We start from the raw sequence: 14,826 nt of genomic DNA on the forward strand, positions 1-14,826 counted from the left end.
GTGTTGTAGGTGTTTCCTGATCCACCAGGAGGCGGGTCAGAAGCGGCGGAGATTTTTCGGAAAGGATAGAAGTTCTGTGTGTTCCCGGCGAACGACTCCTGAGACAATCGACGCTTATCCCTTTCAGATACATGATCTTGACGTTTTTGATGATGAGATGCTTCATCATCTTCTTTCTTCCCCTGCTTTTGACGTACCTGGCCTCGCCTGGAGTATGCAGGATGGAGCTGCTCCTGCTTTTGTCGAGCGGGTGCGAGCACAGCTTCCCGCCGAACGGCTCCCCATGTTTGAGCAAGCCTTGCATCAGCCGATATCCACAGTTTGCCGAGAACGAGCGCGTCGACGTCTGTTGAAAGCGCTCTTCTGGGACTTGACCTACTGGAAGACTCCCGAACTCTATGAGGAATTGACCGAGGGAGAGCGCCTGCATCCTGAGCTACTTCGTCAGCTTCAGTCCGAGATACAAGATCGGGTGGTTCTGGATGCTGGAGCCGGGACCGGTCGCGCAACCTTTGCCTGTCTGCGCCACGGAGCGCGTCAGGTCTATGCAGTGGAGCCGTCTCCGGGCCTGCGTCACTTGCTAGAGTGCAAATGTCAGCAGGACCCCCTGGGGGAACGGGTGCGGTGTCTTGCCGGGCGCTTCGATGCGTTGCCGCTTGCTGATAAGAGCGTTGATATTGCGCTCTCCTGTTCCGCCTTTACCGCGGATGATGAGCAGGGTGGCGAGCCCGGTCTGGCTGAATTACGCCGTGTGACCAGAGATGGAGGCAAGATTCTTATTCTCGCGCCTCGTATGGTAGATCTGCCCTGGTTTCAGGGCAGAGGCTTCCAGCATGTCTCTTTCCCGGCTGATGGGAGCGTGATTCAGTTTCGCTCTTTCGAGGCCGCGGTACGTTGTGCTCGCCATTTCTATGCACACAACAGGGCCATGTTAGACTACATCCTCTCGCGACGTTGCTCAGCGGTCCCCTGCTCAATTGTGGGTGTCAAGCCGTTAAATGACTACTGCTGGTTACAGGTGACAGGAAAGGATGGGTAAATAAGATGGTTACAGAAATCAAAACAAAGCCTACGACAAGCTGGGTTGATACTCCACCCCGAGGGCCGGTTTTGCGCCATTGGAGCATGCGGCTGATTAATCGGCTGCCGTGGCTGGATAAACTGGCGCAGCCTCTTCAGGATGGACTGGCCAAATTCTTTGGTGCACCGGGATCATCCACGTATAAGGCGAAGGATCTGTTGAATGGTACCTGGCTTGGGCACCCGTTGCACCCGCTCCTGGTTGTGCTTCCTCTAGGGTGCTGGACCTCAAGCCTGTTGCTTGATATCGCCTGGATGGCCGACAAGGAGAAAGGCACTGCTCGCGCCGCTGATCTGACGCTCTGGGCGGGTATTACTGGCGCTGGTGCTGCTGCTGTGACCGGAGCGACGAACTGGGTCGATACGGATGGACCGGAGCGGCGTACTGGAACCATGCATGCTCTGCTCAATGGCGGGACCCTGGTGTTACAACTTGCCTCCGCGCTGTTGCGCAAGACAGGGCGGCGTAATGCCGCGATCGCGCTCTCCTCGACCGGCTATGCACTCTCTCTCTATTCGGCGTATCTGGGTGGTGAGCTGTCCTTCTCTGATGCGATTATGGTCAATCGTGTGGCTCCCGAGGGTGGGAGTGATGATTTTGTGCCAGTAATGAACGCTAACGAGTTAGAGCCCGGCAAACTGACCCGCGTTGAGGTGGCCGGGGTTCCCGCCGTCCTGCTGAAGGATGGAGAACGAATCTATGCGATTGCTGCGACCTGCTCGCATATGGGCGGCCCTCTGGATAAGGGAGAGTATAAAGATGGCGTGGTCTATTGTCCCTGGCATAATTCCGGCTTCCATATGTGTGATGGTAGTGTCGCTAATAGCCCGGCTGTCTATGCACAGCCCACATTTGCGGTGCGGGTTCGCAATGGCAAAATCGAGCTTCGGCGTCAGGAACATGCCTGATCGCTTGTGAATTCGGGTGGAAGAAGGGGGTCTCTCCTTCTTCTTCCCCGCTCCTTTCGTTCTTCTACTTATTGAAACTCTACAATAAATCGATCTGATTTAGGTCCATTTGTTAAAATTAAGAAAAATCTTAGATTCAGCTTCAGAAGTTTAGTTTCTGATTATAACTGTTTATCGCAGAGTTTATCAGTGCTGAATTTGGTTGTATTTCCTCTCGAAACGAGATACCCTAATTACAGAGAGATAAAACAAGAGAAATGAATGCAGATAAAAGAACGTGGTAAGTTTACTGGTACATAGAGAACTGGTACATAGAGAATTGAGGAGGTTTCTTGTGCTGCGGAAACAGGACTATACAACTGCTCAGGTGTTCCCCGAATTGTCAGACGCGATTCTTGCCGAGAAAGTGCTTGAAGGTGATAATAGAGCGTTTGAAGCAATGGTGCAACGGTATCAGAGCCCGTTATTTAACTTTATTTATCACTTTCTGGGTGATTATGACCAGGCATGTGATGTATTGCAGCAGGTTTTCTTGCGCTTTTATACGACATTGCCGAGATTGGGAACCGGTGAGCCGTTTAAGCCGTGGCTGTTTCAGGTAGCGCGTAACTGCTGTATTGACGAGTTAAGACGTCGCAAACGCTATGCCATTCAGTTTTCACAACTGGAAGCGTCGGCCGAGAATAACGATAATGACCTTTCCTTCCTGAACGATATTCCAGATCCTCACCCCTTGCCTGAAGAAGAGGTAGAGCGACATGACTTACAGTCGACTCTACAATCTGCCATCCAGACGCTTCCGCCGAAGTTCCGCTCGGTTGTGCTGTTGCGCTACGCCTCGCAACTGAGCTTTTCGGAAATCGGGCAGGCGTTGAGTATGCCTGAAGCGACAGCAAAGACCTACTTCCATCGGGCGAAGATGCTGTTGCGTAAATCACTGGCACCTCAACTGCAAATGGCTCAGGCCTGACGTCGGAACGTAAGGATGACCTTATCAAGCAGGGGTCAGGTAGGGATGAGGACGTCACCGGCGGTAGCAGGGGAATGCGCTCTGTTACCGCCGGTGCTCTTTTGTCTGCCTGCTCGTACCCTTATTTCTGGAACTGAACCGGCCTTTGTCCTGAAACGTGCTACAGTTACTGAGTGTTTTTGGCTGAATAGTAAAGGAGTAAAGGCATAATGGCTCATCCACAGGGTGTGATCTTTGATATAGATGGAACCTTGATTGATAGTAATGATGCGCATGCGTATGCGTGGGTTGAGGCATTTCAGCACTATGGATATCAGGTGCCCTTTGACAAAGTGCGTCCCTTGATTGGCATGGGAGGAGATAAACTTTTGCCCGATACGGTCGGACTTGAGAAGGACAGCGAGAAGGGGAAGCAGATCAGCCAGTTACGGAAGAAGATCTTTATGGAGCGCTATCTACCCGACCTCAAGCCCTTTCCAATGGCGCGTGAACTGCTGCACCATATCCATGATGAGGGGCTGAAAATGGCTATTGCGACCTCGGCGGAGAAGGATGAGCTGGATGCCCTGCTTGCGGTTATTGGGCCATATGCGAGCCATTTTTTCGAGGAAGAGACCTCTTCAAAGGATGCACCGCGCTCCAAGCCATCACCCGACGTGATGCAGGCGACAGTAGAGCGTATCGGGCTGGCCCCGGAACAACTGGTGATGCTTGGTGATACAGCGTATGATATTGAGGCGGCGAAGAAAGTTGGTATTCAGACGATTGCGCTGCGCTGTGGGGGATGGAGCGATCAGGATTTACAGGGAGCAATTGCCATTTATGATGATCCAGCAGATTTGTTTCACCACTATGAGGAGTCGCCGCTAACCAATCTATAGCAGAGATACAAAAGGGGCACGCCTTTTCAACGGCGTGCCCTCAACTGTGATTCCTTTTCCGCTTACATGCCAAGATAGCCGCGGACTTTCTGCCACTGCTCTCCAATCCGCTGACGGACCTCAGAGCCGGGATAGGGCGTGAGGAGCAGCGCACCTGCGATACCGACAAGCAGCCCTACACGGAACATGGTTCGTGCGCGCTGACGTCTGCGTTGGTAGCGCTGGTATTGGTCCTGCATGCTTTCTTTCATGTCTCTGGCGCTACTAGAGACCTGTTCAAGCGCTTTCCCTGCCTGCTTGGAACCTTTATCCAGCAGGCCCTGAGTCTTTTGCAGGCCGCTGCCCATTGCGCTCTGCACGTTCTCCTGTAAGAACTTCAAGTTCTGCTGCGCCTTTCGGGCATTTTCGCCCAGAACGCTTTGCGCGGTCTGCATGCCACTTTGAAGGGTTGCCTGTGTGGCGTTCAGGCGGGGCTGAACCTGTTCTTTCATGAGCGTGTTCAGATCCTTACGCGACTGTTTGGCCTGCTTTTCCATGCGTTTCTGGTTCAGCTTTAACAGACCTTGAGCGAGAGCCAGACCCCCGATCAGGGCTGCCTGGGTTTTCCCAAAGCCGTTGCGTACGCTGTTTTGCATGTTTCCATAAGTTGCCTGTGCAGATCCTTTCAGATCCTTGATGGTATCTTTCGTTTTATCTGCACGGGTCTGTTTTCGTTCGAGCAACCTGGGCATCTCTCCCTCCAAATTCTATCTATAGAACGAGACAAGGCAAAAGCTGCGTCCCTTTACTCTCTGAATGTTTGGAATTTCAGCCTATATTCTCCACGCGCGAGGCGTGTTTGCAGTTTCATTACTTCATCCTTTCTCCTGGTGGTTAATGAAGTTTTGCTGTGACTCTCGCTGTGTCAAATTACTCTCTATTGATCGGTGCGTTTCTGTTATACTATCTTTGATGCTTGTCCCTTCGTATCTCGAAGTAGGAGTAGACTTTATGGGTAGTGTTTCAACACCGACAATAAGCAGTCTTCATTCAGTTCCACCCGATCGCATCCCGTTGAAGCCGGGATCTCGGCTGCAACTGCGCTCCCCGATGCAGGTGCGAATCTCACCTGATGGGAAGCAAGCCGCCTTTATTCTGGGCGAGTGGCGTGAGCAGGAGACGTATCGTATTGATCGTCTCTATACGCTTGATCTGTCCCGAGAGAAGGCGCAACCCAGACCCTTAACCCGAGAGACTCAGGGTGATAAAGCTCCCTGCTGGTCACCGGATGGAAAATATATCGCCTATATTTCAACCCCTCAGGGTGAAAATGAAAAGGCGCAGATATATCTTGCTCCGGCTGCCGGGGGAGAGCCCCGACGCGTCTGCACTATGCCAAATGGTGTGCTTGATCTTGCCTGGTCGCCCGATAGCCAGTATCTGGCTTTTACCACACTGGAAGGCGATGAACCGGAGGGTGATCCACTGGTGTTGACCCCCGATCGCTATCGACGTCTCTGGGCTGTCCATATTGATAGTGATGCACCTTATCCTCTGACATGTCCCGAATTGAGCATCTGGGAATTCTCCTGGTCCCCAGATAGCTCGCAGTTGGCTCTTTATTATTCTACCGGTCCGGGTGAAAACGGCTGGTACGCCGGTCAGGTCGGCGTGATTTCGGCTCATGGCGGTTCTGTGCGTCAGCTCTCTTTGCTGGATCGTCAGGCCAGCAATCTTGCGTGGTCGCCTGATGGTCGATATCTTGCGTACATTTCGGGTGATTGGAGTGATCGCTGTCATGGCGCTGGTGATATCTTTCTGGTTTCGGTTGCTGATGGCACAACGCGTGATCTGACCCCGGGAATCGAGTACAGCCCGTGCTGGTGTACCTGGCTGCCTGATGGTCGGCGTTTGCTCTTTGTTGCCTATCAGGGAGTCACCCATGTCGTCGCAACGCTGGAAGTCGAGAACGGAACCATCAACTATCTGGAACATGATTTCCCGCTGGAAGCGGCATCCGATGTCTCAATCACTCCTGATGCACGTTCGCTACTGGTACTGCACACGACATCACAGGAACCTACCGATATCTGGCTTGGCGAGCTTTCAGAGTCCGCTGAATCCCTGAAGTGGCGGCGCGTCTCGCAGCTTAATCCTGTCTTTGAGGCAACCTATGCCCTGGCTCCAACGAAGCGGCTATGCTATTCGAGCCTGGAAGGTTGGGAGATTGACGCCTTACTGACTATGCCACTGGTACGAAAGACGGACGAACTGCCACCGCTGGTGGTTCATGTGCATGGGGGGCCGTCAGGAGCCTGGATCGATGACGCGGCGCTTCGCTGGACGCAGTTGCTGGCAGGCGCTGGTTATGCCGTGTTCCGCCCAAATATTCGCGGAAGTTGGGGGAGAGGCGTGACGTTTGCTGATGCGGTCGTCGGCGATATGGGTGGCAATGATTATCAGGATATCCTGTTTGGCATTGAGTATCTGGTCAATGAAGGACTGGTCGACCCCAACCGCATTGGTATTATGGGGTGGAGCTATGGCGGCTTTATGTCGGCCTGGGCTGTAACGCAGACCCAGCGCTTTAAGGCGGCGGTCATCGGGGCCAGCATTACCGACTGGCATAGCTTCCATGCGCAATCTGCTATCTCGGACTGGGATATACGCTTTATGAAGGCAGATTACTTGCGCAACCCTGACGCGTATCGACGCTGGTCACCGATTACATATGCTGCACAGGTGCAGACACCATGCCTGATCTTGCATGGCGAGAAAGATGTTATCTGCCCGGTAAATCAGGCATATGGTTTCTATCGTGCGTTGATGGATCGCGGCGTTCCTGTTGAGGCGGTCATTTATCCACGTGAGGGACATGGACCACGCGAACGCAAACATAATATCGATATCGATGAGCGTATCTTGCGCTGGTTTGAAAAATACCTGTAGCACATTGTTTTTTTTCGGGGGCTAAGCGGAAGCGGCCCCCGAAATACATGAGATGAGCAGATAGCATGATGGCAAGTGTAATCAGACCGGTACATTTGAAGTTATTTGATGAATTACGGGGAGAGCGTGTGACGCTGCGCCCTTTCCGCGAAAGTGACATTGCACCGTATTTTGAAGCGCTTTCGGAGTCGCGAGCTCAACTACGGCCCTGGCTGGCGTTTGCCGATGCCTATCAGACGCTGGAGGAAGTGCGCCCGTGGATCATGCGAGGAATGGCGAACTGGCTCTTGCGTGAGGATATGCCGCTCCATATGTGGGATACCTGCACGGGGCGTTTTCTGGGCGGATTTGGCATTCATCCGCATGATTGGGATGCGGGCTCATTTGAGCTTGGCTACTGGCTGCGCACCTCGGCGACCGGTCGGGGCTATGTGACGGAGGCGGTTCGCCTGGCAACTGACTTTCTCTTTACTGAGCTACAGGCGAACCGGGTCTTTATTCGCTGCGATGAGCGCAATGTACGTAGCGCGGCTATTCCCCGACGGCTTGGTTTCCAGTTTGAGGGCTGTTTGCGCAATGCTCAACGCGCCACCAATGGCTCTCTGGCAAGCATTCAGGTATACTCATTGATCCCCGAAGACTATCAGCGGTTACGAGCTGAAAAGCGCTGGTAATGCCCGGGCCATAGCAGCTCATAAGCGGCAACCATGCTCAGGGCTGCAAGAGGAGCCGCCGTGAAAAGCGATCGCGTACCACCTGAACGCCAATGCGGCGGCTGACATACCAGAGTGCTTCCATTGCCACATCTCTGACCTCTTTATCCCTGTTGGCAAGCTGGATCAGCACGCGGGCAGTTTCGTATTCCTCTTCCTTGTTCTCATTGGTGATCAGGCCCAATGCATTGACCACTTCCCGACGCAATGGCAGGGGAAGTGCTACCTCTTCGACGAGGCGGCGTAAGCTGGCGATGCTGACCGTGTCGTTTTCCTCGACCAGCACCTGAACTATACCAGCTCGAATGTCGGGTTGTAGCGATCGGTCGCGGAGCAACTGCCAGCGCTCCTGACGCTCAAGCTGACGAATCATCTGTTTCTGAACAGGCAGGAAGCTTTGTGCTGCCTTGAGGTAAGCGGAGGGATCAAATGGCACGTGCTTATCTCCAAGCAGGTAGCGCAGATCCTCAATATCTTTGCGCAGGCCGTCATGGTCCAGCTCGGTGGTCAATGCCTGTAACTCCTGAATGAGCATGGCAGCAAGCCTGCGCGTTCGTTGGGGGGCAATGGGAATGCTTGCGGTCAGCAGGCTGGCAATATAGCGCCGTTCCTCCGCGTCCCTGTTTCGGTCCTTCAGGTAGTGATAGAGCTTCTGTCTGATGGCCGTGTCTTCGAGCAGGACAGAGATGCCAGGCAGGCCGAAGAAATTGACCATTACCTCTTTCAATAACTGGCTTTCAGCATCGGTTGCGGGTGGCGCAAAGAGGTAATCGAGCAGGATATGCGCGGCCCGCTGACGATCCTGAGGCAATATCTTCTGTGGTGTGGTAAAGGTCAGCGCGACTGCGATACAGCGAGGCGTGCTCTCGTCCTGTGGCTCACTGTTCATATGCGCGACCAGCCGGGCTCGTGTTGTGGAGTCGGATGAGTTGGCAAGCAAGATTGCCGCCTGGATGCGTAAAACCGTATCTTCCGAAGGATCGAGCACCAGTGCCATCAGTTGCGGGGCGATGTCAGGCGCTTCCTGCTGCTCAAAGAGCCTGATAATGTCATGGCGGAACTCAAAGCTTGCCCGAGTGTCATCAAGGATTTTGAGCAGAGCGGTAGTCAGGATGCCGTTTTGTTTGATAACGGTATCGTAGTAGCGCCTGTTGAAGATGTCGGTCAGAATGCGGCGCAGGTCTGCTGCCGTCTCAGGATGCAGGAACAGAGGAAGCAGCTTCTCGACATCGTCGCTGCTCCCGCTGATGCCAATCGCGTGAAGCAGGCTCTCTGTAAGGGCTCTCTTGCTGGTTGGGTGGTAGATGAGCTCGAACAGATGCGTGTGTAGCGCGGTATCGATTCCGGCAAGTTTGACCAGCGTCTTGGCAACTTCTTGCCGGACCTGTGTATAGGGCGTCTCGTGCAAGACTTGAAGTAGCCGGTCGATGATTTCCTGTTGCTGTGCTGGTGGTTCTTCTCCCTCGCGGTGATGCGCAACGAGGCAGTGGCCTGCCAGAATCAGGGTGATGGAGAAGACATCCTCCATTCCTTTGCGGTTCAATAATTGCTCAAGTAGAGGGGATAGATCCTGAATGATGCCTGCATACATGAGCAACACTTCTTCATTCCAGAGATCATTTGGGTGCTGTAACAGCTCTTTGAGGAGGAGCTGTTCAATGGTGTCGGCCTGTAGTGCATATTCTTTGAAGGTACGCGCTTCGACGATAGAGAGTGCGGCAAAGTAGCTCTGAAAGGTCAGATGGAGAAAGCCGTAAGCACCATCGTTCTGTTTCTTAATCAAGCCATTATCCGAACACAGCTCATCAATAATCTGGTGGGCCGTACTATGCGCCGAAGGAGTCTCCTGCTCGAGAAATTGTGAGACCACTGCACTCAGCCGTTCCTCAGTAAAGTAACGTTGCCGCTGTTGATGAAAATGCCAGGCGACCTTGCTGAGGAGCCGTTTTTTCTGCTCAACCGTGAGCAAGGCATAGGTATAGCGTGGATGCAGGCGTTCCTGATCCCATTCATACAGTAAGAGCTCGATACAGCGGGCATAGAGATCGGCCAGGCGTGTCGGTAGTTTCTTATTACGCTCGTAGAGCATCACAAGCAGCGACAACAGCAGTGGATTACTGGCCAGCATTTCAAGCTGCGGAGTGTTGTCGAGCACCTCTTTCAGCTCCTCGCCAAGCGCGATCCGCTGGCGGTCTTCGGGCCCTTCAAGCTGAAACCACTTCCCAATGAATTCATGTGCTTCCTGTTTGCGGAACGGCAGGATCTCGTATTCAGCGAAGGGCAGCGGGGCGCGTTGCTCATACTTGTACTCAGCCAGCCGCGAGGTTACGATCAAGTAGATGGCTGGATAGCTACTACAACATCGCTTGATCGCTTCAAAGACGCGGCGATAGGCTTCCTGCCGCTCACTCTTTTTGTTGCCAAGAATGGCCTCGTCCAGGGCGTCGAGCAGGAGGAGTACCTTGCCTTTGCTGAATTGATCTTCCAGGAAAGCCCGCGCCTCCTGAAAGGTCGGGAAGCCATGATTGTCGTGCCAGTCATCGGCCAGAAAGTCAAGAAGATTGTCCTGCTGTGAGCGAGCAAAGCGACTGAGCTCAACGGCGATTGGGAGTAAGTGGTGTAACCCATTGAGCTGGTCTTTGAGCGCCCGGGACAGCATATACTTGAGTAGCGTGGTTTTGCCGCTTCCGGGATCGCCGAGGACAATGATATGCTTTTTGTCGCGCAGGACCTCTTCAGGGGCAAAGCTCCCTTCAAGGTACTCTTCCTCGATGCTCTGTTGAATGAAGTGAAAAACACGCTCCGGGGTATCTCCTCTGTTCATTTCAAGGCCAGGATCTGTCTTCTTGAGCGGGCGGAGCCGTTGCCCGACATGGATATGCTCCAATGTGATTGGCTCGGGCATATCCAGAATCTTGATGCTGGACATGGCTTCGTCCTGAAGCAGTCTGGCATGATAGCGGGCGGTTGCTGTGCTGATAAATTCCCGATGCTCCTTTTCTTTAGCTTCCTTTTCGTGCTGTGCCTCTTTTCGTGCAAGCTCCTGTTGCTCATGCATGACCCTGCGGTTCTCCTGATAGCCACGCAGCGTGACAAGGATGGAGACGACCGTCAACACACTGGTGACGACGACGCTGATGATTTGGAGCAGAATGTTGGGGTCGGTCCAGGGGGTGATGAGGGCCTCACGAGCAAGGACGGGGGCCTGAGCGTCGCTTTGTTCGGAATGGAAAAGGTGAAGCGGGTCGGGCAGGATGGAGGCGCAGCATAACCACATCCACACTGTTATCAGAAAGAGTATATGACGTTTTTTAAGCATATATTGAGACTCCCTCTATCTGTACTGCCTGCATCCCTGTTTTGTTTCTTTAGTAATTAAGACGTATTAAATATGCTTTATAAAAAAGTATAGTAATGATGAAAGAAACAAGTGCAGGAATCTCATTTGTGTACTCTGTCATTGTAGCGTATTGCTCACAAATTTGCTACTATCGACGATGATTCATCTGATGCTTGTTTATGCACGCGCAGGCTCCAATGCGGAACTCCTTGACTCTTGCTGTAGAGGTATGGTAAGCTTGGAAAAGGACATCTTTCTGAGAAGGAAAATAATCCTCCAAAGAGAGGAACCGAGGTTTTCACTGTGAGTATGAAAGTAGGGATAATTATTCAGGCCAACGTGGCCGCATGAGCGAACACGCCTGGGCTCATGCGGCAGGAAAGTGGCACGCTCAACAATCGATGCTTACTCACCTGAGTAAGTGACGGTTTGTTGTATCCCGAAATCAGGTTCCTTTCCTCCCTTTCTTTTTCACCTCTCTCCTATGGCGTGTGTCGCCGGGCAGCGGAGAACTCCAATCGCTGCTTGCACCACATGCGGCTAACGCCTCCTGATGTGTCCTGCGCGAGAGAGTTCACTGCTTTGCCCCCTCTAGCTTCCTTCTGTTCGACGTGCCAGAGCAGAGAGCAACCACATTTTTGAATTGTATGCGCGAAAAGGACAACATCTATGTTACAGGTAAAAGGAATTCAGCTTGCCTATGGTCCCCGGCAGATCCTTGAGGATGTCTCGTTTACGATCGGACCGGGTGAAAAAGTTGGTTTGATTGGTGTGAATGGTGCCGGGAAAAGCTCTCTCTTGAAAATCATTGCCGGTTTACAGGACAGTGATAGCGGCACGGTCAGTCGTCCGCGTAGCTTTGGCTATCTGAGTCAGGATATTGCACATGAAGATCCCGTTGCAGAGGGCAAGACCGTACGAGACTTCATCTTTAGCAGTACCGGACTTGATCGGGCGCTGGCACAATATGAAGAGATCTCAGCTGCACTCGCTTCAGCAGATGCTGGCGAGCTGGAAACGCTGTTGCAGCGGCTTGCCACTGCTCAGGATGCCCTTGAGCGGCTTGGCTACTATGAAGCCGATGCACGCTGTGAAGAACTGATAGCCGGGCTCAATATCGGCGGTGTGACGCTTGATCGTCAGGTGAGCTCCTTGAGCGGTGGCCAGAAGACCAAACTGGCTCTTGTGCGTTTGCTGTTCCAGTCTCCCGAACTGCTGTTGTTGGATGAGCCAACGAACTTTCTGGATGTTGAGGCATCGGCCTGGCTGATGGATTTTCTGGGCAGCTACAAAGGCTCTATCCTGATTATCTCGCATGATCTGGACTTGCTTGACCGCAACATCCATAAGATTCTGCGCTTGAACGAGTTCACGCACAAAATAGAGGAGTATCGCGGCACTTACTCAAACTACCTGACGCAGACCGGGGATGCGCTGGCCCTGATGGAGCGCACTCGTCGCTGGCAGGAGCGCGAGCTTGCCCGCTTGCGTAAGACTTCTCAGCAATTGCGGAGGTTTGGTGCGACACGTGTCAGCCAGCGCCGGGCGATCGACAAGCGCATTGAGGCATTGGAACAGAGTATGCCGGTCCTGCCTCAGAACAGCCGGCGAATCAAAGTCGATTTCCGGGTGCGCGTGAGCAGCGAGCGTGTGGTGCTGGTTGCTGAGGATCTCTGTAAGAGCTATGGTGAGAAAGAGATTTTCCGCAACCTCAGGCTTGAGGTCGAGCGGGGGCAACGGCTGGTGATTGTCGGGCGCAATGGTGCGGGCAAGACAACATTGCTGCGCTCACTACTTGGCCTGACGACACTCAATCAGGGCGAAGTGATCTTCGGCGATCGAGTGCGTATTGGTTACTATGCACAGGAGAACGAGGGCCTGAACTACGAAAACACCGTGATTAATGAGGCTGGAAGTATTCTTCCCGATAATATGAAGCGTGTGCGCTCAATTCTGGGGTGCTTCCTCTTCACGGGTGATCGCGTGTTTCAGCCCGTGGGCACTTTGAGCGGTGGCGAGAAGACGCGCCTGGCGCTGGCAAAAATGGTGCTCGATGGCCCCAATCTGCTGGTGCTGGACGAGCCGACTACCCACCTGGATGCGATGTCGCGGGGCATTGTTGGTGAGGCGCTGGCCGAATATAATGGCACGATCATCGCTGTGACCCACGATCTGGAGTTTGTGCGCTATCTCAAGCCTGATACGCTGTTGCTGATGCCTGAGGGCCGCATTGTTCTGTACGACGAGAAATACGATCAGCTCCTGCAACGGGCGTAAGTTTATGACAGGTTGTTTGCTTTCTTGCGGGAAGGCAGGCAACCTGATTCCAGGCCGCTGCGTATATCCTGTTAAAAGCAGAATGGGTTCTTTAGTCAGGATTGGAGGCTCTGGTGCAGAAGAACAGCAATATCTCTTTGAGCTTAAAACAGGTATACAATGATGAATACAGGGCGTTTCCCTATCCGCTCTATCATCGCTTGCGTGAATTAGATCCGGTGTATTGGGATCCTGAACTACAGGCATGGGTGCTGACAGGCTATAACGATGTGGTAACGACCTTGCGCAGTCCGAAAGTATCGGCGCAACGATTCGAGATCGAAAAAGAATGGCTTCCTGAGGCGTTTTACAGGCAGATGGAGCCCTCCTTGCGTGCGATCGCGCGTCAGATGCTTTTTCTGGACCCGCCCGATCATACACGGATTCGAGGCCTGGTGGCAAAAGCCTTTACACCGCGCATGATCGAGCGTATGCGTGAGCATATTCAGCAGATTGTCGATACGCTGCTTGATGATGTGCTGGCAAAAGAGCGCTTCAACTTTGTGGAAGAGTTTACCTATCCGCTCCCTGCGATTGTGATTGCCGAGATGCTCGGAGTTCCGTCCGAGGATCGAGAACAGTTTATCCGCTGGTCCGGTGACTTTGGCACGCTGTTGGAAGGGGCAGACCTGGATCTTGAGCAGGGTATGCGGGCGCTGTATGGTGTGCAGGAGTTCATCGATTATTTTAGAAAAATGATTGCGCAACGCCAGCTTCAGCCGCGGGATGATCTGTTGCAGGCCCTGATCCATGCGCATGAGGGCGGTGATAAACTGGATGAATACGAGCTACTCGGGAACTGCATCTTGCTGCTGGCTGCCGGGCATGGGACGACCACGGAACTACTCGGAAACGGTCTGTATGCCTTGCTGACTCACCCCGATCAATATATGCTTTTCCAGCAGAACCCCGAGATTGCCTCTACCGCTGTCATGGAACTGCTTCGATATGATGGACCGGTACAATCAACCAGTCGCGAGGTGAAAGAGGATATTGAGATTGGCGGCAAGCGCATACAGGCAGGTTCCACTGTCGTGCTCTGTCTGGGAGCAGCCAGCCATGATCCCGCCCATTTTACCAACCCTGATCAACTGGTCCTTGATCGAAAAGAGAATCGACATCTGGCATTCGGGCAGGGAATTCATTTCTGTCTGGGGGCGCCGCTGGCCCGACTGGAAAGTGAGATTGCTTTCAGCACCCTGATGCGGCGCTTGCGCAATCCACGACTTGTTCAGGAACCTGAGTGGTGGAGTGGCTTGATCTTTCGTGGCATGGGGAGTTTATTGATTGAGCATGATGTATAAGCCAGTCCTGGCGGAGAAGAAACGATCTTCTCCGCTGTCGCTCTCAACGCTGACATATGCGCGCCAGTCTTTAGAAGAGACGGAAGGCCTTCCTTTTCCTGCGGAACAAAAAAGCAAATAGGTTGGGGATAAAGTGTCGGCTGACGGTGACGGAACTGGACAACATCGGCGTATCCTCATTTTCTTTTTAAATAGATGAATGGTAATGTCCTTATTATACCGACTTTGCCGAGCAAGAAAGAAGGGAATTACCAAAAGTCATAGCAAGGCGGGTAACTTCCCTCTTGACTTTCAGCCTGAAATTCTGTATGCTTGAAAGAGCAAACAAAAAAACCAGGAGTGGTGCGAATAGTGATAATCAAAGCCTTTCTCTAAACGACACTTA

General features: G+C 52.9%; 10 protein-coding genes. 8 read left to right on the forward strand and 2 right to left on the reverse strand.

Annotation, left to right across the window (positions count from 1 at the left end):
* The first annotated feature begins 76 nt into the window (after nt 1-76).
* From KTH_RS27195 to KTH_RS27210, 4 genes are all read left to right on the forward strand, one after another.
* On the forward strand, nt 77-1,039 hold the full coding sequence (locus KTH_RS27195; protein ID WP_497622041.1) for a class I SAM-dependent methyltransferase: 963 nt from the start codon (nt 77-79) through the stop codon (nt 1,037-1,039).
* 5 nt (nt 1,040-1,044) lie between these two features.
* Complete coding sequence (locus KTH_RS27200) at nt 1,045-1,989, forward strand: Rieske (2Fe-2S) protein (RefSeq protein ID WP_497622043.1); 945 nt, start codon at nt 1,045-1,047, stop codon at nt 1,987-1,989.
* Nucleotides 1,990-2,323: 334 nt separating this feature from the next.
* The gene (locus KTH_RS27205; protein WP_246046351.1) at nt 2,324-2,959 is read left to right on the forward strand and encodes an RNA polymerase sigma factor; all 636 of its coding nucleotides are present in this window, start codon (nt 2,324-2,326) and stop codon (nt 2,957-2,959) included.
* Nucleotides 2,960-3,168: 209 nt separating this feature from the next.
* Nucleotides 3,169-3,840, forward strand: a complete 672-nt coding sequence (locus KTH_RS27210) for an HAD family hydrolase (RefSeq protein ID WP_497622045.1) — start codon at nt 3,169-3,171, stop codon at nt 3,838-3,840.
* Nucleotides 3,841-3,902: 62 nt separating this feature from the next.
* Here KTH_RS27210 and KTH_RS27215 read toward each other — a convergent pair whose 3' ends face one another.
* On the reverse strand, nt 3,903-4,475 hold the full coding sequence (locus KTH_RS27215; protein WP_497622047.1) for a YtxH domain-containing protein: 573 nt from the start codon (nt 4,473-4,475) through the stop codon (nt 3,903-3,905).
* A gap of 355 nt (nt 4,476-4,830) precedes the next feature.
* Between KTH_RS27215 and KTH_RS27220 the strand changes: the two genes are divergently transcribed.
* Complete coding sequence (locus KTH_RS27220; protein ID WP_497622049.1) at nt 4,831-6,768, forward strand: S9 family peptidase; 1,938 nt, start codon at nt 4,831-4,833, stop codon at nt 6,766-6,768.
* 65 nt (nt 6,769-6,833) lie between these two features.
* A complete protein-coding gene (locus KTH_RS27225) occupies nt 6,834-7,442 on the forward strand; it encodes a GNAT family N-acetyltransferase (protein WP_111324234.1) in 609 nt (202 codons plus the stop codon).
* Nucleotides 7,443-7,479: 37 nt separating this feature from the next.
* Here the strand turns inward: KTH_RS27225 and KTH_RS27230 are convergent, their stop codons facing one another.
* A complete protein-coding gene (locus KTH_RS27230; protein WP_497622052.1) occupies nt 7,480-10,800 on the reverse strand; it encodes an NACHT domain-containing protein in 3,321 nt (1,106 codons plus the stop codon).
* Between the two features lie 690 nt (nt 10,801-11,490).
* Here KTH_RS27230 and KTH_RS27235 point away from each other — a divergent pair.
* Nucleotides 11,491-13,098 carry an ABC-F family ATP-binding cassette domain-containing protein gene (locus tag KTH_RS27235; protein ID WP_111324232.1) on the forward strand — a complete coding sequence of 536 codons (1,608 nt, stop codon included), beginning with the start codon at nt 11,491-11,493 and terminating at the stop codon, nt 13,096-13,098.
* A 113-nt stretch (nt 13,099-13,211) separates the two neighbouring features.
* Nucleotides 13,212-14,441, forward strand: coding sequence for a cytochrome P450 (locus KTH_RS27240; protein WP_497622055.1), 1,230 nt, complete (start codon nt 13,212-13,214; stop codon nt 14,439-14,441).
* Nucleotides 14,442-14,826 lie beyond the last annotated feature (385 nt).

This window comes from Thermosporothrix sp. COM3, assembly GCF_059696735.1.

Coding starts and splice junctions, on each gene's coding strand:
- KTH_RS27200 (WP_497622043.1), top strand. CDS start 1,045: ATGGTTACAGAAATCAAAACAAAGCCTACGACAAGCTGGGTTGATACT.
- KTH_RS27210 (WP_497622045.1), top strand. CDS start 3,169: ATGGCTCATCCACAGGGTGTGATCTTTGATATAGATGGAACCTTGATT.
- KTH_RS27215 (WP_497622047.1), bottom strand. CDS start 4,475: ATGCAAAACAGCGTACGCAACGGCTTTGGGAAAACCCAGGCAGCCCTG.
- KTH_RS27220 (WP_497622049.1), top strand. CDS start 4,831: ATGGGTAGTGTTTCAACACCGACAATAAGCAGTCTTCATTCAGTTCCA.
- KTH_RS27225 (WP_111324234.1), top strand. CDS start 6,834: ATGATGGCAAGTGTAATCAGACCGGTACATTTGAAGTTATTTGATGAA.
- KTH_RS27230 (WP_497622052.1), bottom strand. CDS start 10,800: ATGCTTAAAAAACGTCATATACTCTTTCTGATAACAGTGTGGATGTGG.
- KTH_RS27235 (WP_111324232.1), top strand. CDS start 11,491: ATGTTACAGGTAAAAGGAATTCAGCTTGCCTATGGTCCCCGGCAGATC.